The following is a 22,636-nucleotide window of genomic DNA, read 5'->3' on the forward strand; positions in this document are numbered from 1 at the left end:
GCCCACTCGCTTCTTGACCGCATCCGCTATGTGACAGATCTGCTAAAGGATCATGACCCGCCGGCTCTAAACTTTATCGAAGACCTACGAGCCACCAGCGGCCATTTGTCGCGCGATATCCTCGACGTCGGATCGGGTTTCCGCCTGTCCCCGAAAAGCAGGCGCCCCGGATTCGCGGGCGTCGCCGCCGCAAAAGCGACACGAAATCATTGCGCCATTGCGCGTCGTCAAACGATAGGTGTCCTCTCCCGTGACTTTCAAATATGGCCTTGTCGGCCTGTTCATGATCATCGCTGCGTGCGCCCATGCGCAATCGGACGACGAGATGGCAGCATGCGTCGATCGTTCGGACGGTGTCTCAAGCAAGATGCTGGACTGCGGTAAGGCCGAGATCGACAAATGGGATGCCCGGTTGAACGCCGCATACCAGCTGCTGCTGCATCGAGACAGCGGCGCAGGGCGGGCGAAGCTGCAGGCAGAACAGAAGGCCTGGCTCTCTCATCACTTGAGCGAAACCCGCCGTCTCGCGAGCGACCCTGACGCCGGCTCGGGGGCCTTCATGACGTCGCAGAGCTTCGAGTTGGATGACATCGCCAAGCGCACCCGCGAATTGGAACGCGCCCTGGCAACGCACTAATCCGAATCGCCTCAGCCGCTGAGATGACCGCATCTGTCGTGTCGGCTAAGGGCCCACAAACCGACATGGCTTGCTGATGACCAAGAGCCGGTGGCTACACTCGGGGTGGAACCGATCCATTGGCTAACCTCACTGCATCGTCGTCAGCCTTCCTCACAAGTTCAGGCCATCTCGCAATTGAAACGCGACGGGCAGAATAAAGAGCAACGGGGGCAGCCAAGAGGAATGCGAATAGCGCAGAGCTACGCTCACTAATCCCTTGAGACATCATGCCGCCAGCGACGGCCAGAAGCGTTGGCACAAAGACACAGAAAGCGATTAGGAGAGTTCGTTCGCGGACCCTCATTTGGTTGTCGGTCCAACTTCCCGCTATCGGAAGCGCATCTATCCACCAGAAGTTCCGTATCCAGAATTCGTTGGTTGGCAGGTACACACGTCCGCCAAGTCGCTCGGCTGCCGCATCGTCGCCACTGATAACCGCCTGCGGGAACAAAGTGCTGGCGAGGCCGCGCAGGCCGGGCAAGTTAAGTGGCCACGCAACGATCAACCAGACAACCAGACTTCGTTGAGGGCCTAGCCGCAGATAGTCATTCAGGAAGAACCAAGCTGGGACCCCAGTAGCAATCACAGCAAATGTCCAGGTTAGAAAAAAGTACAGCGCCGCGCGCAGCTCGATCCTTGACCATTCTCCAACTTGATCCACACGCAACCACCACCATCTTGTCCAACCCCTTTGGCCGCCTTCACTCACTTCTTCGCTCCGTCAGTCTGGTCGCCACGGGTGCGGCGGCCATTTCTTCAAGGAAGCAAGGCGCGCCCGTTCCTTCTTTCGAAAAGACGACGGAGCGGTGCACGCTGCGACAACGCATACAAGCCCCGTCACTAGGATGAGCAAGTTCTTGAAAACTGCGGCTACGAAAAGTCCCGGCGCTTCGCTGTAGGACGTGTAAATGCCATGGCTATACTTGAAAGGAGCATAAAGAGCCCCCGTGAAGTACCAATCGTAGAAGTCGGAACCGGCTATGGCCAGACTGCCGGCGCCGATCAGGCCAAACAGCAGCATGAACGGAACTGTACCTTTGACCAGTGAGGAATTTCGAGCCATCAGCTACTGCTCATCTTCCTCGCGCTCATCGCACCTGTCGAAGCTCTCCATAATTCGTTCTCGGCCGCGCCTTTCAGCCTCCATTCGGCCGCCGTCCGTTGACATCCATGCATCAGCCGTCAGATGCCGCAGCAACCAAAGAACAAAGCAACCTGCGGCAAGCAGCGCGTGCCAACCTGCATGCCAATGCGAAATTGCGTACAACACGTCCCGATCTCGCCAATGTTTCTGTCGGTTGCATACACGCATTCCGTCAACCTTTCAGGTAATAGATCGAGCTAATTTTAAGGGACCTAACGGAAGTCGGCTCTGAGTCAGAGGATGATATCCCTGACGTCGGATTTCGCTTCCGCTTCGTCTCGAATGCAGGCGTCTCCGGCGAGGCGTGGCGGCTGATCCTCGGCGACCTTGTCCTCCAGGATTTTGATGAGTGCCCGCCCTGCTCGCTTGCTTCCTGGACGACGCTTGTCGCAGGCCCCTTGCGGGTGTATGTGCTGCCGCCCCGGGCGCGATGTCGCGCCCTTTCTGTTCAGCGCTCATCAGGGAGGCGGCATGAAGTACAGATCGATACGTTTCGACCGCCGCCCATCCGGGATCGGCTAGCGGTCACGCGTTGAGCGCCGCTTCGCGGCTGCGCTTCCATTCATCACGTCTGGCTACGAGGGGCGTGACGCAACACGGCGTCGCGCCGTAGCGTCATGTATTTGCGGTTCGTTACACCGCTCATCCACCCGCACAGCCGCGTGGAGAGCGGCTTCTTTCGTGCGGCCTGGTACATCCACCGCAACGACTGTCCGGATTGGATCCGGCAGGAGCTCTCCGACCAGTTCGACTGGTTCGGACAGCATCTGCCGATTCCGGGCCGTATCGCGCGGCACTTCAAGCGGCGCGATTCGATCTGGGGGATCTGCTGGTTCGATCCCGAAGCGCGCGAGGCGATCAGCCGCGCGCGCTACTGCGCCTGGCTGCTTGAAGAAGGCGGCCTGCCGGTGCGCCCGATCACCACCTCGCGCCAGCGCGAAGTGCTCTGGCGCGACGCGCACCAGATCGTCACCAAGCCGTCGGCCGACCTGCCCAGGGCATTTGCCTGATGAAGGGTCGACGCGGTCACTGTTGATTGTCGTCCGGCACCGGCGGTTTCGGCCTTCGGTTGCCGGACGCGTCGCGTCAACCACCACACTACTCGCCCAACTCAGCTGCAAGCGTAGGACAGAGGCATTGAGCTACTGGGCCTCGGCCAGCTCCGGCCGGGATGCCTGCAGCTGCGCGCTAGTTGCCGGGGGCCGGCTCGACGGCGACCGGAGGGCGGCGTCGGACGGTGCTCCCTCAGGTGGTCGATGGGTAGCGGCTGCCGGAAGCACGATCACCTTGGCTCCGACCTTCACCCGCTCATAGAGATCCGCGACGTCCTCGTTGGTCAGCCGGATACAGCCCGACGAAACCCGCTTGCCGATCGTATCGGGCTTGTTGGTGCCGTGAATTCGATACTCGGTCTCGCCGAGATACATCGCCCGCGCGCCGAGCGGATTGCCGGGACCGCCTGCCATGAACCGCGGCAGATAAGGTTGCCGCGTCAGCATCTCCGCCGGCGGACGCCAATCCGGCCATTCCGTCTTGCGGGCGACGGTCTGTTCACCGGACCATGTGAAGCCTTCGCGGCCGACACCGATGCCGTAGCGCATCGCCTGCCTGTCGTTCAGAACGAGATAGAGGAATGTGTTTCCGGTATCGATGACGACGGTTCCCGGCGTCTGACGGCTGGCGTAGTCGACCACCTGCCGAGCAAATTTTCCGGGACCATCAGCGGCTTTGGGTGGCTCGACCAGGGGCGTGGGGGCCGGGACTGGGACCGGTACCGGAGCTGGCGCTGCGACACGCACCGGAGCTGATGTGTGAGCCGGCGTTGACGGTACCACGGCCTGCTGCGCGGCCGGCTTGCGTACCGGTTGAACGCTCGCCGGGTGCCACAGCAAACCGTACCCTAATGCAGCAGCGGCGACGGCGCCGATTGCAACTCTTCCGGCCACCGGTATGGCGAGCGCCTCTGTCTTTTTCTTTCCGCGTTTGGCCCGCTGACCCATGTCTTTCCCCAGATCACTGTGCCTGGAGGACTAGCCAGCAAACTCTAACAAACTTCGAAGCGATTTCGCTCAGGCTGGATATCGTTAAGCGTCGTTAACGCCGGAGATGGCGACGGAAGTGGAGGACTTCGGCTTCACCTCGGAGTGCTGACGTTCTCGACGATCATGCCAGCTAGGGGCCAACGCCAGACGCTTACTCAGCATTGGAGCACCTACACATCGCGATCCGCGGAACGAAGTTCATTCGCATCAACAATACTCGCCCCCATGTGCTTGATGAACACCGCCTCCAGCAACCTCAGTTCAGAAACATTGAGTTGGTCGGGATCGAGACCGTCCGCCGTTATGAGCCATCCGGCGAAGTCTCTCGCCGTTATTGGCCCAATTTCTGGAATGAAGTCGGATACGCGCAGTGGCTTGCCATCCTTGACCCAGCCACACCAACCTAGCTCCACGCAGAATTCGTGCATCATTCCGTGAAAAGCATTCGGCCGGCCCATCCAAGGCTCCTAATACTTCTCCGATGTCGGATAGCTTCGTCCCCGAAAGCAGACGTCCCGGATCTTGATGAATACCCGTCCCTACTCGCCCCACTCCCGCGCCATGGTCGCGAGCGCGCAGCCTTCGCAGTAGCGGGCGTCCTTGAAGTCGATCCAGTTGTGGGCGTAGACGCGATCGAGCGGAATGCCGTAGCGCGCGCGCAGCACGCGCACCAGCACCCGCCAGGCCGAAACTTGCGCATCGGTCGGTGCCTTCGTGACATCGGGATAGTTGCCGGCGAACTCGACGCCGATCGAGGTGTCCTTGTTGACCTGGCGATAGGTCTTGCTGTTGTCGATGTATTTGTTGTCGTTGCGATCGGCACCGTCGGTGTGGGTCGGAACGAGGTTATCGGCGACCGCCCAATAGACCGTGCCGTCGGTTTCGACCCAGACCATGACGCCGCGCCTTGTCGGGTTCTTGTGCTGCTCTTGCGCGCCATAGCGCGCCGAGCCGGCCGGCCCCTCGGTCTGGTGCACGATGATGTTGAGCCAGGGATGCGCTCTGGCGACGTCGCCCCAGGGCGACAGCCAGACCATCTTCAGGCCGGGAATCTCGGGCGTCCCCTGCGATCGCGCGATGACCGCGAGATCGGGCGTTTCGGCGAGGGCAGCAGAAGATATCAGGAGCGCAAAAAGCGCGCTGAGCAGGCGGGGCATCATCACAGCAGGATTCCAGTGTCGCCCTCGTTTGAGCATGACCTCCGCGCAAACGCTCCGCGCTTGTCGCGAGGGAAAACCGCTTCGCACTTTTCCGGATCATGCTCTAGCACGCTCAGGCGCGCTTGCGCAGGCCTGCCTCCAGCGCATCGGCCATCTCCGGCGGCAGCTTCGGCTCATAGGCCGCATAGCCGTTCTTGCCGCCCTTCTTGGCGTCGTACAGCGCGTGGTCGGCGGCGGCGATCAGGCGGTCGGGATGCATGCCGATCTCGCGGGTCCATTGCGCGATCCCGATCGAGACCGAGATCGGAATGTCGTTGCCGGCGCACTGCTCGGCATCGGCGCGACAGACCTCCAGCACGCGGCGCGCGATCATCACGCCCTCGCGGAGCGTCGAGGACGGCAGCACGATACAGAACTCGTCGCCACCGGTGCGGGCCAGCATGTCGCCCGGGCGAAGCCTGGTCTGCGCCATCAGCGTGAAGTGCTGCAGGCAGGCGTCGCCGGCCGCGTGGCCATGGGTGTCGTTGACGCCCTTGAAGCCGTCGAGGTCGATCACCAATAGCGCGAACGCCTCGCCGTTGCGGTCGGAGCGCGCGCATTCCTCGGTCAGCCGCTGCACCAGATGGCGGCGGTTGCCGACGCCGGTGAGATCGTCGAGCAGCGCGAGGTCGGCGACCTCGTTGCGCAGCCGGTCGATCGCCATCAGCAGGAAGCCGAAATTGAGCGCCATCGACAGGAACACCATCAGCAGGATCACCAGCGACTGGCCCGCATTGAAGCGGACAAAGGAGAATTCGCCGGGTTGCAGCAGGGCGCCGACCAGGCGCAGCCCGTAGATGCCGATCAGCACCGAGGCGACGATGCCGGCGAGCCGCGCGCCGGGGTTGACCCGGCCGTTCTCGGGCGACAGCAACAGCTTCAGCGTCAACGCCAGCGGCATGACCTGGGCGACGGTGTAGACCAGGATGCGCATCGGCATGCTGTCATAGGCAAAGATGAAGATGCCGAGGCCAACGAAGGCGAGCGCGGCTGACAGCGCCGTGCTGCGCCAACGCACGGGTTTGTCGTAGAACCGTTCGATGCCCATCGCGGCAAGGCCGGCGGCCAACACCATCAGCGTCCCCCCCGCAAGCAGCGGCAAGAGCGAGTCCGTCATCATCACGCGGAGCATCGCGCAGGCGGTACCGGCGGAGGCGACAAGGGCGGACGCGGTCCAGAACCGCGCCGCGCCGAAAGCAGGATAGCTGTGCGCGACATAGGCCCAGATCAGGCCGAGCGCGAGAAAATTGATAATGAATACCGTCCAAAGCGTCGGAACGCTCAACATCGCCCCTGTTCGAGACCCGTATCGGCCTCGCCTCTTCTGAAATAGCCTGCCGCGCCCCAAGGGCGTTTCCCAATGGCAATCCCCGTTGCCTTACGGGAGAGGATGCGGCCGCGCCGCTTAACGGAACGTCACCCGCGAAGCGTCGATCCGCACCGTGGTTTTGAATTGATGAAGAAGTCCGCATCCGCCGTTTGCGCATCGTTAAGCATGCCGGATGCGACGACGCCGCGAGCGAGACACGCGCATACGTACGAAAAACTGGCGAAAAACACGTAACAGCTGTGGATAACACGATGACAGCGTCGTGACAGCACGCGGCAGCCGCCTCCGAATCTGCTGAGTTTGATACTGAGGATGTTGCGAGGCTGGCCCTCCGCCAAGCATGCCTCGGAGTCGCGTTCAATCCATGAAACCTTGAGAGGATACTATGGCTAAGAAAGCGAAGAAGGCGAAGAAGGCGAAGGCGAAAAAGGCGACGAAGAAGAAGGCCGCCAAGAAGTAGCGAATTCCAGCCCGGGTAGCGGCTCCTGCCCTGCCCGGGCACTCGGACCGGGGACGACCGGCCAAAGCGACGCCAACCCCGGACTCATCAACCGCAAATTCACCCTTCCATCGATCGGCCGAGACAGACGGGTGCAAGTGGCAGACGGGATGCAAGGCAGCAGGCGCAAGGCCTGCTTTTTTATTGCCTCGATCAGGCGTGGGCGACTGTGGCGTCAGCGCTCCGCGAAAGCGAGCTTGGCGCCGAGCACGGCAAAGCCCGCGGCGAAGCTGCGCCGCAGCCAGGCCATCACCCTGGGCCGAGTGATGACGCGGTCGCGCACCGAGGCCGCGAACAGCCCATAGACCGCGAACACCGCAAACGTCATCGCCATGAACACACAGCTGAGCTCGACCATCCGCGTCAGCGGGTGCGGCTCGTCGACCGCGATGAACTGCGGCAGGAAGGCCAGGAAGAAGATCGACAGCTTCGGATTGAGGATGTTGATCAGGATCGCGGTCACGATCACCCGCCCGCTCGAGCGCGGCTTGATCTCGGTATCGACGGCCAGCGCGCCGTGCTCGCGCAGCGCCTGCCAGGCCATGTAGAGCAGGTAGAGCACGCCGCCCCATTTCAGCGCCGCGAACGCCATGGCGCTGGTGTGCAGGATGGCGGCAAGGCCGAGCATCGCCGCGATCATCTGCGGCACGATCCCGAGCGTGCAGCCGAACGCCGCCGCCACGCTGGCGCGCGAGCCCCGGGTCAGCGCCACCGCCAGCGTATAGAGCACGCCGGTGCCGGGGGAAGCGACCACGACCAGGGTGGTCAGCAGGAAGGACCAGGTCATTTCAAATCCTCAAGCCGACCACAACGGTCGGCCATCGGAAATATCACGCTGGCCGGGCGGGCGGAAGCAGCGGCCTTCCGTCCGCCATTCGCCCGCGCCGGCAATACCGTTACGAACGCCGTTGCCTTGTCAGGACCGACGCGACCCGCCGCCCGATATCTCGGACGCCTTGGTCTCGGCGAGGCGGATCACGTCGAGCGGCGCCCAGGGCTTCGACCAGAACATCGCGCCGTCGGGCAGGCGCTGCCGCAGCGGCCGGCCGGAGGTGACGACCACATCGAGATCGGGCCGGTATTTCTTCGCGGCATGAGCGAGCTCGATGCCGGTCATGTGTCCGGCCAGCTCGACATCCGTCAGCATCAGCACGACATTGTCGCCGCTGCCCCGCAACACCAATTCCGCGGCTTCCGCGCTCTCGCAGGAAATGACATCGAACTCGCTCTCCGCGAGCAGCAATTCGATCATCTCGCGCTGCATCGGGTCGTCTTCGACGACCAGGGCCTTCGCCCGAAAGGGCCTCGACTGTCCCATGGCTGGACCTCCCTTCATTGATCGCAGTGTTTCAAAGCGAGCACAGATTAAATGCCTAAAATGGCTGGATGGTTCGGTTCCAATCTGAGAAAAGTGAGGGAACCCGCGGTGCCTCTGCACGGCACCGTCCCTCTCTGTTCTGGAGCCGACCCGACATGACCGCGATCTCTGGATCCGCCGCCGCCGTGACCGGGGCCGCCAGTGGCATCGGCCGCGCGCTCGCGCATGAACTCGCGCTGCGCGGCTGCGACCTCGCGATCGCCGACCGCGACGAGGCCGGCCTGCAGGCCACCGCCGCCGAGATCGCCAAGGCGACCGGGATCGCCAAGGTGAGCGCGCGCAAGGTCACGGTGCATCGGCTCGACGTCAGCGAGCCCGGCGAGATCGCGGCATTCGCCGAGGCCGCCGGCGCTGCGCACCCCACGCTCAACATCGTCGTCAACAATGCCGGCGTGGCGCTGCTCGGCCAGTTCGACGAGATCGAGCAGGCGCAGATGGAGTGGCTGTTCAACATCAATTTCTGGGGCGTGGTGCACGGCACCCGCGCCTTCCTGCCGCTGCTTTCGCGGCAACGCGCAGCGCATATCGTCAACATCTCCTCGATCTTCGGCATCATCGCCCCGCCCGGCCAGAGCGCCTATTGCGCCGCCAAATTCGCGGTGCGCGGCTTCTCGGAAAGCCTGCGCCACGAGCTTGCAGTGGCGAACAGCCCGATCAAACTCTCCGTGGTTCATCCCGGCGGCGTCGCCACCAACATCGCGCGCAACTCGCGCACCGGGGCCGGCGTCACCGACAATGCCCGCCGCGTCCAGTCGATCGAGCGTTTCGAGGCGCTGGCCAGGACCACGCCGACCGCTGCCGCGCAGCGCATCATCACCGGCATCGAGAAGAACCAGCCGCGCATCCTGATCGGCAACGACGCCCGCTTCATGGACCTGCTGCAACGCTTCCGCCCCGGCACGTATTGGAAGGTGCTGCAGCGGCAGATCGAAAAGGCGACGGCGAAGGTGGCGGCGAGTTGAATGCGCGGCGGCGCCAAGTAATCCGTCGTCATCATCCGCGAAAGCGGGTGATCCAGTATTCCAGAGACGTCTGTGCTTGAATCGAGGGGCCGCGGCGTACTCGATCGCTCGGTCGAGCCGGGCGATGACAGCTGTGATTGGGGCGCGTTCCCTGCATCGTCGTCCCGGCCTAGTGCGCAATTGCGCACGGGAGCCGGGACCCATAACCACAGGATCCATTGTGGCGCTATGCTGGGGCCACAGCTCGCTTCAACAACACGACCCTGTGGTTATGGGTCCCGGGTCAAGCCCGGGACGACGGCGAGTATGCGGCGCGTTCAATGAGCCACGCCTGGCACCGATCACCCGCCCAGCTGCTTCTTCACCCCGAGCGCCAGCCGAAACAGCGGATCGCTTTTCTCCGACGGATACAGCGCGCTTCGCGTCACCTGCGGAAAATTGTCGTTCTTCCAGAACGACGCCGACACGAACGAGAATTTCGCCACCAGCCGCCGGCCGAAATCCATCTCGTAGGGGAAATAGTTTTCCCGCTCATCGGTGCCGGATATCTCGGGATATTCGCCGAGCAGATAGCCCTCCTGGATATGCGGCCGCACCGCCGCCGGCGGGCAGACGCTGGAGAGCCGCACGATCTGCAGGCCGGCCTCGGCGCTCGCGGTGATCGCGCCGCTCAAATTCGGCACGCCAAGCACATAGAGGAAGGCGGTGCCGGTCTCCGCCAGCGAGGCAAAGGAGGCGGCGATCCGGATCGAATGGGTGACGTCGAGCAGCGGCGTGGTGCAGACCTCGTAATGCTGCAGGATCGACCAGCGTAGGATGCGATGCCGCTTCAACCGCTCCAGCCCGAGCAGCTTTGCCTTGGCGTAGTCGGCAACCAGGATCTGTTCGGCGCGACGCAGGGCCTCGAACCGCTCAGCCAGCGTTTCGCGATCCGGGTTGCCGCGGCCGCCGCGGAACAGCGTCGGCTTCAGCGACGAGTTGTTCTTGATGTTGCGGTGATCCGCGCCCTGGCCGCGAAACAGCAGCACATGGTCGCGGTTGAGGAATTGCAGCTCGGCGATCTTGGTGGCGAGCTCCAGATAGGTACCGACACGATGCCCCGGCCCCTGGCGCACCGCGGAGCTCTTCGCGACCTGGCATCCGCGGCGGTCGAAGAACGACCAGATCTTTTGGCTGCCGATGGTTTCCATGGGGTGCCGAATTCTCGGTGAATGTAGGGCGGATTAGCCGAAGGTGTAATCCGCCGTCACGAGCGGGATGCGGCGGATTACGCTGCGCTAATCCGCCCTACGATAGCCGCTCCCGCCTCACCGCCCCACGAGCTGATCGGCAAAATACCCGATGGTCTTGCGATAGATCACCGCCCTGTTCCACTCGCGCATCGCCTCGAAATTCGCGCTGCCTTCGCCATAGGGCGCGCCCATCTTGAAGCCGTTCGAGTGCAGCAGGTTGGCGGTCGAGGCCAGCACGTCGGGCACCGAGTGGCGCAGATCGACATGGCCGTCGCCATCGAAATCGACGCCATACTTGATATAGGACGAGGGCAAGAATTGGGTCTGGCCGATCTCGCCGGCATAGGCGCCGATCATGTCGTTGAGACGGAGATCGCCGCGTTGCAGGATCTTGAGCGCGGCGAGCAGTTCGCCCTGGAACAGATCGGTGCGGCGGCAATCATGCGCCAGCGTGGTGAGCACCCGGAACACCGGCAGCTTGCCCATGTCGCCCTTGCCGAAATCGGTCTCCAGCCCCCAGATCGCGACCAGGATCTGGCGCGGCACGCCGTATTGCTGCTCGATCTTCGACAGCAGCGCGGCGTGACGCTGCAACATCGCGCGGCCGCCATTGATGCGCCCGGCGCCGACGCGGGTTGCGACATATTGTTCGAACGTCTTGTTGAAAGTGTAGCGCTGCCGCCGGTCGAAGGCGAGCACCCCGCCATCCTGCTGCACCCCGCCGAGCGCCTGCGAGATCACGTCCTGCTGGATGCCGGCCGCGGCTGCTTCCTGCGAGAACGACTGCACGAAGGCCGGAAAACTGCCGCCGCAGCGTGCGGCGTAGGAGGGGGTGGCAAGCAGCAAGGCGCCGAACGCAACCGCCAAACGACACCTGAGCATGCAACAATCCCTCCTGCTTCGAATGGCCGATCATGCCATGGCGGGAACGAGGCAGTCAAAGCATCGGCACCGACATTCCACCCGCGACCGCATCATCCCGCCGCTCGGCAACTGCACCCTCGCCCCTCCACCTCAACGGCGCATTGACCAGGCTCACCAGCGTGTAGCTGACGATCACGAGCAGAAACCACGAGCCGAGCTTGTCGATTCCGACCAGCGACCAGCCGAGCCGCTGCGAGGGGTAGAGCCAGGTCTTGGTGAAGGTGCCGATGTTTTCGGTGAACCAGATGAACAGCGCCACCAGCACGAGGCCGAGCAGCAGCGGCATCGAGCGATAATCGGTCCAGACCTTGAAATGGATGCGGGTGCGGCCGAACAGCCAGATCGCCCAGCCAAACAGCAGCCAGCGCAGATCGACGATGTAATGGTGGCTGAAGAAGTTGATGTAGATCGCGGCGCTGAGGGCAATCAGGGCGAGCCGGCGCGGATGCTGGACAAAACGGAAATCGAACAGCCGCCAGCAGCGGCAGATGTAGCTGCCGATGCAGGAATACATGAAGCCCGAGAACAGCGGCACGCGGCCGATGTGGAAGATGCTGGGCTCCGGATAGATCCAGGAGCCGACATGCGTCTTGAAGACCTCCATCGCAGTGCCGACGACATGGTAGATCAGAATGACCCTTGCCTCCTCCCAGGTCTCGAGCCGTCCGGCAAGCAGCACGACCTGGACGGCGAGCATGCAGAGAAACAGGAAGTCGTAGCGCGCAAGCGCCGCATCCGGCGGATAGAAGCGCCAGGTGCCGATCATCAGCGCCACCGCGATGCCGCCGAACAGGCAGGCCCAGGCCTGCTTCACGCCGAAGCGCAGGAATTCGTAAAGCGCCGCGGTCCAGCGGCGCTGCGCCATCGCCAGGCCGAGGCGATGTTCGGCGGCGATGAAGCGGCGCAGCGGCGGCCAGTTGGCCGCGGCGCTCGCGATCGGTTCGGTGTGAGGTGTCAGCCGGTGATGCACGCCGCCGACGATGGCGGCGGATCACGGTTGGAGCGCGGCGGAGTTGTGCAGATTTTGCTCAATCCCTGAGCTGGCGCTCCAGATCGACAAAGTCGATTTCCGCCCAGCGCTCGGAGATCCTGCCGTCGCGGATCCGCCAGAACGTCATGCCGCGAAACTCGACGTGACGGCCGGTCGGGGCGATGCCGCGCCATGGGCTGCGGTGGCGGCCGCGCCAGACGAAGCGGCCGGCGACGATGTCGCGCTCGGCCACCAGGCATTCGGCCACCGCCGACAGCTCGGCAAAGGTCTCGTGCATATCGGCCGAATGCGCGATCACCTCCTCGGCGCTCATCCGCTTGCCGGTCGCATGGTCGAAGAAGTCCAAAGCCAGCTGCGCGCGGATCGCATCGGGATCGAGACGGTTGGTCACCGCATCATAATGCGCGAGCACGAGCGCCTTGTTGGCGTCGAGGATGGCGTTGGACATCGGCGATCGGTTTCTCAAAAGGGAAAGTTGTAGAAAGGCAAGGATGCGCCTCATACGCGAATCGGACGGCATGGTGCAAGTGACGATGGTCAGAAATGTCAGCACTTTCGGCCTTTGCGCGTTTTGATTCCAAAGCGAAAGGCGCTTGCCGAGACTGCGCGGCTGTCGTTCGCCGCCGCGCTCGCGCAGGCGAACGGCAAGCCGACAGGCACACCGGCGGTAACATCATCCGATGGCGTGATCACGCCACTGGCATACAAGCAGGGGCACATGCCGCCGAGCGACGCACTGCACGGCAGCATTTCAGCGCGCGACGCATGAACGGCGCGGGCGCCGGTTGCGACCAACAAGCACAGGCGCGCCGGTTCCGCCCGCGCGGCCATCCGCGCTGTCTTGTTCATGCAAAGGTGCGACGCTAGAGCCAAGCCGGCTGGCTGCTACGACGCCGTCATCTGCGGACGCCACCCGGCGACGTGTTTGGAATGAGGATGTGCTGCTGATGATAATCGCCGGGGGTTTCGCACGCGCGCGCAGGGCCGCCGCATCGCTCAGCATCATCCTCGCGTTTGGCGCCGTCCTGACCGGACCGATCAACACCGCCGCCGCGCAGAACGCCCCCGCCAAGCGCGCGCCGGCTCAAGGCGCCGGCAACACGCAGGCAATTGCCGTACAGCTGAAGAGCGCGACCGCGCTGACCCGCGGCGGCAAGGTCGATGCCGGCTATGCGCAGCTCGTTGCCGCGCTCGATGCCGCGGACAAGCTCGACGATGCGCAGTTCGTCATGGAGCAATATTACGACGCCACCGCCACGCTGCGTGCGGTCAAGCGCGACGATCTCGCTGAGAAGCTGTTCGTGCACGCATTCCAGAGCAAGGCATCCACGCAATCGCCGCCGGCCAATGCCGACGTGCGGCTGGCCTATGCCATCCTGCTGTCCAACAATGCCAGGATCGCCGAGGCAGTCCCGCTGTTCATGCAGGCGATCGGGGCCTTCAACGCCTATTGGGGCCAGGGCTCCGAGGAATCGCTGATCGCCAACGACCAGCTCGCGGTGGCGCTGTCAGCCAACGGCTCGGCGGCATCGGCGACAAATCTGGGCCGGCATAATTTCGAGCTCTCGGAGAAGGCGCTGGGGCCCGACCACCGCACCACCGCGAAGCTCGCCAACAATTATGCCGACTCGCTGCGCGAGATCGGCGCGCCGGCGAAGGCGCTCGAGCTCGACCTGTTCGCGATCGAGAAGCGCGCCAAGCGTTACGGCGAGAACCATCTCAACACGCTGGTGTCGGTCAACAACGCGGGGCAGGACTTCCTCGCTCTCGGTCGTTTCGACGACGCCCGCCGCTGTTTCCGCCGGCACCGCGCGATCGCGGTAGCAATGGCGCCGAAGGATCCGAGCTTTGCCGGCCAGGCCGACGCCTGGCTGTTCTACACCGACATGCTCGCCGCCGGCGACGCTGCGATGTCACCGGCCGACCTGGCGCGGCTGGAGGCGATCACAGCCAATGAGGAGAACTTTGCGGATTTCCTGCGCATCAAGGCGGCGGTGCTGGCCGCCGGCCAGCACGATAAGCGCGGCGAGCTAGATGCGGGCATGCGGCTGCGCGAAACCGCGCTGGCGATTTCGACCAAGGCTTTCACCGCGCAGCATCCGATCAGCTTCGAGATCAAGCTCGGCATCGCGACGGCCCTGATCGCCGCCGATCCGAACCGCGCGGTGCGCGCGTTCGCCGCGCTCGACCGCGAGATGTTCGACTGGATGAAGCGCGAGGTCGGCACATCAGGCGATCGCGCCGTCGCGGAAGCGATCCGCGCCCATGCCGATCATCTCTTGTTCGCATTCGGCCGCTTCGCCACTGGCGCAGGGTCGTCAGTGGCGCAGCCCGCGTTTGCCGCCGCCGTGCTGCGCTGGAAGACGCTCGGTGGCGGCGACGCCACGGCGCTGCGCCAGCTCGAGACGCAAATGGCCGGCAAGGACGAGGAGACCGCAACGCTCATACGCGCGGCGCTACGGCTCAACGGCGAGAAGCAGGAGCTGTTCTCGTCGGGCAATATCGACGACTGGGCGCGGTCGGTGTGGGGGCGGCAGGACGCGGCCGAGAAGGCGCTTGCCAAGCGGCTCGACGCAATCGACGTCAAACTGCCGCAGGACCCGATCCGGCCATCGCAGTTGCTCGCGCCGCAGGAGGTCGTGGTCAACTACTTCATCACGCGGCAATGGAAGGCGGACCGGCAGGCGAAGGAGCCGCTGGCAGCGACCGTGCTCTACGCCATCGTCGAGACCGCAACGAGCGAGCCGCGCGTGGTCGATCTCGGCGATCCCGGCCGGATGGTCGACACCGGCGTGCGCACCGAGATCGCGCGGCTACGTTCGACGCGGGCCACCGCGCCTGATCCCGACACCAAAATAGCCGACAACAGGGGTCCCGACAGCAAGGGCCGCTTCCAGACTCTGCGCGCGCGGCTGCTGGCGCCGCTGGAGCCGCTGCTGAAGGACAAGACCACGCTCTATGTGGTGCCGGACGGTTTCCTGTTTGCCGTGCCGTTCTCGCTGCTGCCGGGCGCCGATGGCGGCCTGCTGGAGGACCGCACCACGATCCGGATGCTGACCAGCCCCGACGCGCTGATCGCGATCCATGCACGCGAGAAGCTCGATCAGCACGGTGCGATGCTGCTCGCCGGCGGCATCGAATACGGCGTGCCGGGGCCGATGCCGCTGCCCGGCACCAAGACCGAGATCGAGGCGATCGCCAAGCTCGCCCGCGCGCGCGGCGCGCCGGTCGAGCTGCTGACCGGAAACGGCGTCAGCGAAGCCACGTTGCGCCAGGCGATCGGAAAGGTGCGCATCGCGCATCTGGCGACCCACGGCTTCTATCACGACAGCACGGCGTCCGGCCTCGACACGCTGTGGCAGAGCGGCATCGTGCTGTCGGGCGCCGGCGACAGCCGCTGGCCGCTGCGCGACGACAAGGACGGCTATCTCTATGCCTTCGAGGTGATGGACTGGGACCTGTCCGGGCTTGATCTGCTGGTGCTGTCGGCCTGCGAGACCGGCCGCGGCGACGAGAGTTTTGTCAGCGGCCTGCGCGGCCTGCCGACCGCGCTCGGCATTGCCGGTGTGCGCCGCGCATTGCTGACGCTGTGGCCGGTCGCCGATGAAGGCACCGCGAACTTCACCGTGCGCTTCTACGAGCACCTCGCCGAGGGGCTGACCTATTCCGATGCGCTGCGCCAGACCCGGCGCGATGCCCGCGACGGCAAGATCGCGGGTGCGAGCGACGCCAGCGTGTGGGCGGCGTTCGTGCTGTTCGAGGGCTGAGCGCGTCATCAAATTTACATGTGCGGACGGCCACCGGGGCGCATGCCGGCCGAACTGGGCACCACCGTTACACAAGGGTTTCGGCGCGCAAGGCAGACCGGCGCGGGACTGCGGGCGATTTGCTTTGACAGCGGCGCCCCGATCGAGGACAAGCCGCGCATGCCGAAAAAACCCGGGACCAATCCCAAAGGCGAATTCGCCTTCTTCAACGTCTTCTATGAAGACGGCTCGCAGCGCTCCAACCGCCGCGTGCCCTCGGAGCTGTTGGGCGGGCTCGATGGCGAGGAGCCGGTGCGCGCCTTCCTGCGCGACCAGGACCGCGAGATCGCCGAAAAGGGCGGCCGGCCGCCGCTCGAAATCAAGTCGATCGAGCGGGTTGGGGCGAAGAAGAAGTAGCGCGCGCGAGGCGGTCGCATCTGACGACATCTCCGCCGAGCCGCTGCCTTCCGCATACTGCAAGCATCAGAGCAAGCAGCACCCCTCTCCCCGCCCCTCCCCCGCAAGGGGGAGGGAGCTCTTCCGCCGGTGCCTCCCTCACATTTTGCAAACGACATGCGACGCGCACCAACAGCGCGCGGCAGGCTGTGGCGCGACTGCACAAGCAAGAAGCGACGTGAGGCGAGCACGCTATTCAGGCTCCCTCCCCCTTGCGGGGGAGGGTTGGGGAGAGGGTGGCCGCGGGCGTTGACGTCAGTTTATCGCGACCCGTCTAGAAACAAAAACGGCGGGCCCAGGCCCGCCGTTCTTGTTTCGATGGATGCCCGGGTCAGGCCCGGGCATGACAATGCGAATTAGTTGTCCAGGAAGCTCCGCAGCTTGCGCGACCGCGACGGGTGCTTCAGCTTGCGCAGCGCCTTGGCTTCGATCTGGCGGATGCGTTCGCGGGTAACCGAGAACTGCTGACCGACTTCTTCCAGCGTGTGGTCGGTGTTCATGCCGATGCCGAAGCGCATGCGCAGCACGCGCTCTTCGCGCGGCGTGAGCGAGGCCAGCACGCGCGTCGTGGTCTCGCGCAGGTTGGACTGGATCGCCGCATCGATCGGCAGGATCGCGTTCTTGTCCTCGATGAAATCGCCGAGATGCGAATCCTCTTCGTCACCGACCGGAGTTTCCAGCGACAGCGGCTCCTTGGCGATCTTGAGGACCTTGCGGACCTTTTCCAGGGGCATGCCGAGCTTCTCGGCGAGCTCTTCCGGGGTCGGCTCGCGGCCGATCTCGTTCAGCATCTGGCGCGAGGTGCGGACGATCTTGTTGATCGTCTCGATCATGTGCACGGGAATGCGGATGGTGCGGGCCTGGTCGGCGATCGAACGGGTGATCGCCTGCCGGATCCACCAGGTGGCGTAGGTCGAGAACTTGTAGCCGCGGCGATACTCGAACTTATCGACCGCCTTCATCAGGCCGATATTGCCTTCCTGGATCAGGTCGAGGAACTGGAGGCCGCGGTTGGTGTACTTCTTGGCAATCGAGATCACGAGACGGAGGTTGGCTTCCACCATCTCCTTCTTGGCCTGACGGGCCTCGCGCTCGCCCTTCTGCACGCCGTGTACGATCTTGCGGAATTCGCCGATCTCAAGCCCGGTGAGCGCCGCCAGCGACTGAATCTCGTGGCGCAAATCCTTGATGCGGTCCTTCTCGTGATGGACGAAGTTCTTCCAGCCCTTGGCCGAGAGCTTCGAGACACGGTTGAGCCAACGCGGATCGAGCTCGGAGCCCTGGTAGTTGCGCAGGAAGTCCTCGCGCGCGACGCCGTGGCTGTCGCCGAGGCGCAGCAGGCGGCCCTCGAACGAGACCAGCTTCTTGTTGATGTCGTAGAGCTGCTCGACCAGCGAATCGATGCGGGCCTGGTTCAGGCGCAGCGACTTCACCTCGACGATGATCTCGTCCTTCAGCTTCTTGTACTTGCGCTCCTGCGAGGGCGACAGCGACTCGCTCTGCAGCTGGTTGGCGATGTCCTGCTCCTGCAGGCGGCGCAGCTTCTTGTACTCGGATGCGATCTTGTCGAAGGTCTCGACCACCTTCGGCTTCAGCTCGGCCTCGATGGCGGCGAGCGACATCTGGTTCTCGAATTCGTCGTCGTCCATATCGCCTTCGGCGGCGGCCTCGCCCGGATCCTTCTCCTCGCCGCCGGCTTCGCCACCGGCGGGCGCGGCGCGGAACGGGGTCGGCGACGGCGGCGCGGCAGGCGGCGCGACATGCGCCGGCGCGCTGCCCTGCGCTTCGCCGCCATTGCCTTCGGCGGCGGCACCCTCGGCACCGTTGTTGCCGATCAGGTTCGGATTGATGCCGCCCTTCGACTCCGGGCCGGCATAGGTGGCTTCGAGATCGATGATGTCGCGAAGGAAGATCTTTCCTTCGTTCAATTCGTCGCGCCAGATGATGATGGCCTGGAAGGTCAGCGGGCTTTCGCAAAGGCCCGCGATCATCGCCTCGCGGCCGGCCTCGATGCGCTTGGCGATCGCGATTTCGCCTTCGCGCGACAGCAGCTCGACAGTGCCCATCTCGCGCAGATACATGCGCACGGGATCGTCGGTGCGCTCGCCGGGCTCCGACTTCTTGACCTCGGTGACGGCCTTCTGCGTGACCTCGACGAGCTCGTTGTCGGTCTCGTCGTCGCCGTCGTCCTTCTCGTCCTCGCCTTCGCTATCGTCGGCTTCGGTGACGTTGATGCCCATGTCTGAGAGCATCGACATGATGTCTTCGATCTGTTCGGGCGAGGTCGTGTCGGAAGGCAGCACTTCGTTGAGCTGATCGAAGGTCACGAAGCCGCGCTTCTTGGCCTGCTTGATCATCTTCTTCACCGCGGCATCCGACAGGTCGAGCAACGGCGACGGCGCGTCAGCGGCATCCTTCTCAGGAGCATCCGCTGCCTTGTCGTCTTTTTCCTTGTCCTTAACCTGCAGCGTCTTTGCCTTGGTGGCCATTCACTAAGCTCCCGAAACGCGGTCATGCAAAATGGTGCCACGCACGCACGTTTGCACGCTATCTAGAATTACTCTCGACGCACAAAGGGCGGCGCTCGAATTTCGCCACCCCTGTCATCCGTCTCGATGGTTTCCATCTGCAATAGCCGCGAGGCTATTAAGTTTCGCTTAACCCTGTTTTTGCAGCCAAACCATGGATTTGGCGAGTCTTTTTGCGGGTGTGGCCAACGCCGTCCGCAGCATTTTTGTTATCAGACATTACGTTGGAACCGGCCCGATAATTCGCCGAACCCTTCAATCAGGGCTTCGGTGCCGTCGGCTTCTGCCATCCGGGCCTGGATATCCTGCAACCATGCCAGATTAGCCTCGCTGGAGTCTTCAGCCAAAGCCGCTTCCGCATCTTTTCTTTCCCTAAGTAAGGCGTGGGTTTTCTGATGCAAGGCAACCAGTTGACGCCAGGTCGATAAAACATCCTCGCGCGCGGCGCCAATCTGTGCACCCCACACCGCCTGGGTTGTGATCGCCCGCTCAACCCTTTGAAGAATCTGTGATAATCCGCCCGCTTCGAGGTCGGCGCGCATCTTCTCGGCCTGCTCCTCGGCGTCCGGGGAGTGGTGATGATCGTGGGCAAAGGCCGCGATAATGGCGGCCCTGAGCTTGTGGGCTTCGGGATGAGCGAGCTCGAGTGCCGCCACCTCCTCGAGATGGTCGTGCAGCAGCCAGGGGTGGTTGATCAGCGATTGCAGGATCAGCGCCTCGCGGCGGGAGATCGCGCTGCGCTGGCCGCGCATGATCGGGCTGTTGGCGAGCTGGGGGCTCGCGGCCTGGTAGGGCCCACGGGAAAGGGCCGGTGCGGCCCCTTTGGGCGCGAACCGACCACCCTGGGCCGGGCCACGGGGCGCAAATGCGCGGGGTGATTCGCCGCCGCGGCCGCCGCCGAAATTGCCCCGGCCATAGCCGCCGCGGCCGTAACCGCCACGACCGCCTTCCGGGGCGAAGCTGCGTTGCAGCCGCTCCTGCAGGTCCTGCCGGTAATAGCGGCGCACCACCTCGTCGCGGATGCCATTGGAGAGCTCGCCGATCCTGGCCTCCAGCGCCGCACGGCGCTCGGGCGTATCGAAATTGCCGCCCTCGATCTCGCGCGACCAGATCAGGTCGGCGAGCGGACGCGCGACCGAGATCACCTCCTCGATCGCGGCACGGCCGCCGGAGCGGGCGAGATCGTCGGGGTCCTGCCCTTCCGGCAGCAGCGCGATGCGCAGGCTCTTGCCGGGCTTGAGCTGCGGCAAGGCAAGGTCCGCAGCACGATACGCCGCCTTCTGGCCGGCACGGTCGCCGTCGAAGCAGAGGATCGGCTCGTCGACCATCTTCCAGAGCAGCGCGAGCTGGTTCTCGGTCAGCGCGGTGCCGAGCGGCGCGACGGCGCCGGGAAAACCTGATGTCACCATCGCGATGACGTCGACATAGCCCTCGACCACGATCAGCTGCGCGCCGTCATGCGCGGCCTGGCGCGCGGTGAACAGATTGTAGAGATTGTCACCCTTGTGAAACAGCGTGGTTTCCGGCGAATTCAGGTACTTGGCCGGAACGTCCTTCTCCAGCGCGCGGCCGCCGAACGCGATGACGCGGCCGCGGCCATCCGTGATCGGAAACATGACGCGGTCGCGGAAGCGATCGAACGGCACCGGCTTGTCCTCGCCGGACACCAGTAGCCCCGCTTCCACCATGTCCTCGGTGGAAATGCCCTGCGAGCCGAGATGCTCCTTCAACGCAAAGCGATCCGGCGGCGCGTAGCCCATCCGGAACTGGAGTTGGGTCGCCGGCGAGATGCTGCGGTCGGCGAGATAGCCGCGCGCCTTGGCGCCATTGCGCGAGGCCAGCGTGTCGGCGAAGAATTTGGTCGCCAGTTCCATCACGTCGTGCAGGGTGCGGCGATGCTGTTCGTGCCGTGCCGCATCGGGCGTCACGGCCGGCAGCGGAACACCTGCCATCGCGGCGAGGCGTTCCACCGCCTCGGGAAACGTCACCCCCTCGGTCTTCATCAGGAAATCGAAGATGTTGCCGTTCAGCCCGGACGAAAAGTCAAACCAGGCCTGCTTCTGGTCGTTGACGAAGAACGACGGGGTCTTCTCCTGCTGGAACGGCGACAGCCCCTTCCATTCCCGCCCGGCCTTCTTCAGCTTGACGCGCCTGCCCACGACTTCCGAGACCGGAAGCCGGGCGCGCAGCTCATCGAGGAATTCGGGCGTGAAACGCATGGGACGGTTTTGGCGTGGTATCCGGTGAGTCGCTGGTCAACCGGTTAGCCATATAGGGGCGACCGCCGGTTGGACGAAGAATGTAGGGTTTTTCCGGACTATTCACAGGTCCCGTCATGTCACGGTCGGCGGGCTACCCCGTAATCCTCGGTGGAGAGAAGTTCGAGCCAACTTGAACCCTCCCCGGTTCCGGGATTGGATAGGCCATGTTCACGACATTCAGAGGCGGACAGAGCGGCGGCTGGCAGGTCACGTCCATCACGCGGGTGAAGGGCGAGACGCTGCCGAAGGTCTCGGCGCTGTCGGTGGTGACCAGCGAGTCGATCGCGCTGCCGCTGTTGCCGGCGCAGACCTCCTGGCGGCTCGCCGGCGTCGCCAGCAATCTGCGTTACACCGAGAAGGAAGAGCGCGAGAAGCTCGCCGCCGTGCAGGCCGGGCTCGGCCGCAGCGAGGCGACGCATGCGGCGCTGATCCCGATCAAGAAATCCGCGGCGTGGTGGGACCTGACGCAGGAGGAGCGGCGCAAGGTCTTCGAGGACAAGTCGCACCACATCTCAGGCACAATGAAATTCCTCCCCGCGATCGCCCGCCAGCTGTTTCACGCCCGCGACCTCGGCATGCCATTCGACTTCCTGACCTGGTTCGAGTTCGCGCCCGATCATGTCAGCCTGTTCGACGAGCTGGTCGGCATGCTGCGCGCGACCGAGGAATGGAGCTTCGTCGAGCGCGAGGTCGACATCCGCGTCGAGCGGGAAGTGTGACGTCTCTCTCGGTCATTGCCGGGCTTGACCCGGCAATCCATCAAACCAAAGGACTGCTGCGAAGTGAGATGGATGCCCGGGTCAAGCCCGGGCATGACACGATATGCGGTTGCGGCTGAGCACTAATGCTCCAGAAACTTCCCTGACGCGATCCGCGGCAGCTGGGTGACCGGCCAGTTGTAGAGATAGGTCCACGCCTCGCTCACGCTGCCGTCGGCGCGCGTGACCTCAAGCATCTCGCGGAGATATTCGGTCGGCGGCGGAAAGCCTTCGCCGCAGGCCTCGTACATATCGAACTCGCGCAGCATGGCCTCGGGCTCGCGCAGGCGGAACAATTCGCCATGTACGACGTCGGCGGGATCGTCCGACAGAACCAGGCCCGGATAATGCTTCACCAGATAGAGCCGCCCGCGGCACTGCGCCGATCCAAGGAATTCGGCATTGCCCGCGAGCAGCTTCGCCATCGGATGGTCGAAGCCGCGCATCAGCGTGCCGTAGACGAAGAGGAGATCGGAGGTCATGGCCCTCTATGTCATTGCGAGCGAA

General features: G+C 64.1%; 21 protein-coding genes. 6 read left to right on the forward strand and 15 right to left on the reverse strand.

Features of this window, described 5'->3' with window-relative positions; genetic code table 11:
• Positions 1-250: 250 nt before the first annotated feature.
• Positions 251-637, forward strand: coding sequence for a lysozyme inhibitor LprI family protein (locus JQ616_RS00860; RefSeq protein ID WP_349629935.1), 387 nt, complete (start codon positions 251-253; stop codon positions 635-637).
• A gap of 763 nt (positions 638-1,400) precedes the next feature.
• Here JQ616_RS00860 and JQ616_RS00865 read toward each other — a convergent pair.
• Positions 1,401-1,742 carry a hypothetical protein gene (locus tag JQ616_RS00865; protein WP_212011509.1) on the reverse strand — a complete coding sequence of 114 codons (342 nt, stop codon included), beginning with the start codon at positions 1,740-1,742 and terminating at the stop codon, positions 1,401-1,403.
• A 698-nt stretch (positions 1,743-2,440) separates the two neighbouring features.
• Here JQ616_RS00865 and JQ616_RS00870 point away from each other — a divergent pair.
• On the forward strand, positions 2,441-2,833 hold the full coding sequence (locus JQ616_RS00870) for a hypothetical protein (RefSeq protein WP_212011511.1): 393 nt from the start codon (positions 2,441-2,443) through the stop codon (positions 2,831-2,833).
• A gap of 132 nt (positions 2,834-2,965) precedes the next feature.
• Here the strand turns inward: JQ616_RS00870 and JQ616_RS00875 are convergent, their stop codons facing one another.
• From JQ616_RS00875 to JQ616_RS00900, 6 genes are all read right to left on the reverse strand, one after another.
• Entirely contained in the window at positions 2,966-3,823 is an 858-nt protein-coding gene (locus JQ616_RS00875) for a L,D-transpeptidase (RefSeq protein WP_212011513.1), read from the reverse strand.
• Positions 3,824-4,035: 212 nt separating this feature from the next.
• Complete coding sequence (locus tag JQ616_RS00880; protein WP_212011516.1) at positions 4,036-4,323, reverse strand: hypothetical protein; 288 nt, start codon at positions 4,321-4,323, stop codon at positions 4,036-4,038.
• 81 nt (positions 4,324-4,404) lie between these two features.
• On the reverse strand, positions 4,405-5,025 hold the full coding sequence (locus JQ616_RS00885; RefSeq protein ID WP_212013068.1) for a peptidoglycan recognition protein family protein: 621 nt from the start codon (positions 5,023-5,025) through the stop codon (positions 4,405-4,407).
• 112 nt (positions 5,026-5,137) lie between these two features.
• The gene (locus JQ616_RS00890) at positions 5,138-6,352 is read right to left on the reverse strand and encodes a GGDEF domain-containing protein (RefSeq protein WP_212011518.1); all 1,215 of its coding nucleotides are present in this window, start codon (positions 6,350-6,352) and stop codon (positions 5,138-5,140) included.
• 716 nt (positions 6,353-7,068) lie between these two features.
• Positions 7,069-7,680, reverse strand: coding sequence for a LysE family translocator (locus JQ616_RS00895; RefSeq protein ID WP_212011520.1), 612 nt, complete (start codon positions 7,678-7,680; stop codon positions 7,069-7,071).
• 129 nt (positions 7,681-7,809) lie between these two features.
• The gene (locus JQ616_RS00900) at positions 7,810-8,211 is read right to left on the reverse strand and encodes a response regulator (RefSeq protein WP_212011522.1); all 402 of its coding nucleotides are present in this window, start codon (positions 8,209-8,211) and stop codon (positions 7,810-7,812) included.
• 155 nt (positions 8,212-8,366) lie between these two features.
• On the opposite strand from JQ616_RS00900, the gene JQ616_RS00905 reads away from it, so the two are divergent.
• Positions 8,367-9,233 carry an SDR family NAD(P)-dependent oxidoreductase gene (locus JQ616_RS00905; RefSeq protein WP_212011524.1) on the forward strand — a complete coding sequence of 289 codons (867 nt, stop codon included), beginning with the start codon at positions 8,367-8,369 and terminating at the stop codon, positions 9,231-9,233.
• Positions 9,234-9,574: 341 nt separating this feature from the next.
• On the opposite strand, the gene JQ616_RS00910 is transcribed toward JQ616_RS00905, so the two are convergent.
• The 5 genes from JQ616_RS00910 to JQ616_RS00930 form a co-directional block, all read right to left on the reverse strand.
• A complete protein-coding gene (locus JQ616_RS00910; RefSeq protein WP_212011525.1) occupies positions 9,575-10,423 on the reverse strand; it encodes an FRG domain-containing protein in 849 nt (282 codons plus the stop codon).
• 117 nt (positions 10,424-10,540) lie between these two features.
• Entirely contained in the window at positions 10,541-11,347 is an 807-nt protein-coding gene (locus tag JQ616_RS00915; RefSeq protein WP_212011527.1) for a lytic murein transglycosylase, read from the reverse strand.
• Between the two features lie 55 nt (positions 11,348-11,402).
• Positions 11,403-12,359, reverse strand: coding sequence for a DUF817 domain-containing protein (locus tag JQ616_RS00920; protein WP_349629936.1), 957 nt, complete (start codon positions 12,357-12,359; stop codon positions 11,403-11,405).
• A gap of 58 nt (positions 12,360-12,417) precedes the next feature.
• Complete coding sequence (locus tag JQ616_RS00925; RefSeq protein WP_212011529.1) at positions 12,418-12,900, reverse strand: ester cyclase; 483 nt, start codon at positions 12,898-12,900, stop codon at positions 12,418-12,420.
• A gap of 26 nt (positions 12,901-12,926) precedes the next feature.
• On the reverse strand, positions 12,927-13,229 hold the full coding sequence (locus JQ616_RS00930; RefSeq protein ID WP_212011531.1) for a hypothetical protein: 303 nt from the start codon (positions 13,227-13,229) through the stop codon (positions 12,927-12,929).
• A gap of 98 nt (positions 13,230-13,327) precedes the next feature.
• Between JQ616_RS00930 and JQ616_RS00935 the strand changes: the two genes are divergently transcribed.
• A complete protein-coding gene (locus JQ616_RS00935; RefSeq protein WP_212011532.1) occupies positions 13,328-16,147 on the forward strand; it encodes a CHAT domain-containing protein in 2,820 nt (939 codons plus the stop codon).
• Between the two features lie 159 nt (positions 16,148-16,306).
• Positions 16,307-16,543, forward strand: coding sequence for a hypothetical protein (locus JQ616_RS00940; RefSeq protein WP_212011533.1), 237 nt, complete (start codon positions 16,307-16,309; stop codon positions 16,541-16,543).
• 395 nt (positions 16,544-16,938) lie between these two features.
• Here JQ616_RS00940 and rpoD read toward each other — a convergent pair whose 3' ends face one another.
• Positions 16,939-19,071, reverse strand: a complete 2,133-nt coding sequence (gene rpoD, locus JQ616_RS00945; RefSeq protein WP_212011534.1) for an RNA polymerase sigma factor RpoD — start codon at positions 19,069-19,071, stop codon at positions 16,939-16,941.
• A gap of 251 nt (positions 19,072-19,322) precedes the next feature.
• Complete coding sequence (dnaG, locus tag JQ616_RS00950; protein ID WP_212011535.1) at positions 19,323-21,329, reverse strand: DNA primase; 2,007 nt, start codon at positions 21,327-21,329, stop codon at positions 19,323-19,325.
• Between the two features lie 206 nt (positions 21,330-21,535).
• Between dnaG and JQ616_RS00955 the strand changes: the two genes are divergently transcribed.
• On the forward strand, positions 21,536-22,090 hold the full coding sequence (locus JQ616_RS00955; protein WP_212011536.1) for a chlorite dismutase family protein: 555 nt from the start codon (positions 21,536-21,538) through the stop codon (positions 22,088-22,090).
• Between the two features lie 122 nt (positions 22,091-22,212).
• Here the strand turns inward: JQ616_RS00955 and JQ616_RS00960 are convergent, their stop codons facing one another.
• Positions 22,213-22,611: a gamma-glutamylcyclotransferase family protein gene (locus JQ616_RS00960; protein ID WP_212011538.1), complete on the reverse strand. Its 399-nt coding sequence runs from the start codon at positions 22,609-22,611 to the stop codon at positions 22,213-22,215.
• Between the last annotated feature and the right edge of the window lie 25 nt (positions 22,612-22,636).

Source organism: Bradyrhizobium tropiciagri (genome assembly GCF_018130545.1).
GTDB classification, from domain to species: Bacteria; Pseudomonadota; Alphaproteobacteria; order Rhizobiales; family Xanthobacteraceae; genus Bradyrhizobium; species Bradyrhizobium tropiciagri_A.

What these genes read in the sequence shown, in the direction of transcription:
- JQ616_RS00865 (WP_212011509.1), bottom strand. Translation starts at nt 1,742, where the DNA reads ATGGCTCGAAATTCCTCACTGGTCAAAGGTACAGTTCCGTTCATGCTG.
- JQ616_RS00870 (WP_212011511.1), top strand. Translation starts at nt 2,441, where the DNA reads ATGTATTTGCGGTTCGTTACACCGCTCATCCACCCGCACAGCCGCGTG.
- JQ616_RS00875 (WP_212011513.1), bottom strand. Translation starts at nt 3,823, where the DNA reads ATGGGTCAGCGGGCCAAACGCGGAAAGAAAAAGACAGAGGCGCTCGCC.
- JQ616_RS00880 (WP_212011516.1), bottom strand. Translation starts at nt 4,323, where the DNA reads ATGGGCCGGCCGAATGCTTTTCACGGAATGATGCACGAATTCTGCGTG.
- JQ616_RS00885 (WP_212013068.1), bottom strand. Translation starts at nt 5,025, where the DNA reads ATGATGCCCCGCCTGCTCAGCGCGCTTTTTGCGCTCCTGATATCTTCT.
- JQ616_RS00890 (WP_212011518.1), bottom strand. Translation starts at nt 6,352, where the DNA reads ATGTTGAGCGTTCCGACGCTTTGGACGGTATTCATTATCAATTTTCTC.
- JQ616_RS00895 (WP_212011520.1), bottom strand. Translation starts at nt 7,680, where the DNA reads ATGACCTGGTCCTTCCTGCTGACCACCCTGGTCGTGGTCGCTTCCCCC.
- JQ616_RS00900 (WP_212011522.1), bottom strand. Translation starts at nt 8,211, where the DNA reads ATGGGACAGTCGAGGCCCTTTCGGGCGAAGGCCCTGGTCGTCGAAGAC.
- JQ616_RS00905 (WP_212011524.1), top strand. Translation starts at nt 8,367, where the DNA reads ATGACCGCGATCTCTGGATCCGCCGCCGCCGTGACCGGGGCCGCCAGT.
- JQ616_RS00910 (WP_212011525.1), bottom strand. Translation starts at nt 10,423, where the DNA reads ATGGAAACCATCGGCAGCCAAAAGATCTGGTCGTTCTTCGACCGCCGC.
- JQ616_RS00915 (WP_212011527.1), bottom strand. Translation starts at nt 11,347, where the DNA reads ATGCTCAGGTGTCGTTTGGCGGTTGCGTTCGGCGCCTTGCTGCTTGCC.
- JQ616_RS00925 (WP_212011529.1), bottom strand. Translation starts at nt 12,900, where the DNA reads ATGCCGTCCGATTCGCGTATGAGGCGCATCCTTGCCTTTCTACAACTT.
- JQ616_RS00930 (WP_212011531.1), bottom strand. Translation starts at nt 13,229, where the DNA reads ATGAACAAGACAGCGCGGATGGCCGCGCGGGCGGAACCGGCGCGCCTG.
- JQ616_RS00935 (WP_212011532.1), top strand. Translation starts at nt 13,328, where the DNA reads ATGATAATCGCCGGGGGTTTCGCACGCGCGCGCAGGGCCGCCGCATCG.
- JQ616_RS00940 (WP_212011533.1), top strand. Translation starts at nt 16,307, where the DNA reads ATGCCGAAAAAACCCGGGACCAATCCCAAAGGCGAATTCGCCTTCTTC.
- rpoD (WP_212011534.1), bottom strand. Translation starts at nt 19,071, where the DNA reads ATGGCCACCAAGGCAAAGACGCTGCAGGTTAAGGACAAGGAAAAAGAC.
- dnaG (WP_212011535.1), bottom strand. Translation starts at nt 21,329, where the DNA reads ATGCGTTTCACGCCCGAATTCCTCGATGAGCTGCGCGCCCGGCTTCCG.
- JQ616_RS00955 (WP_212011536.1), top strand. Translation starts at nt 21,536, where the DNA reads ATGTTCACGACATTCAGAGGCGGACAGAGCGGCGGCTGGCAGGTCACG.
- JQ616_RS00960 (WP_212011538.1), bottom strand. Translation starts at nt 22,611, where the DNA reads ATGACCTCCGATCTCCTCTTCGTCTACGGCACGCTGATGCGCGGCTTC.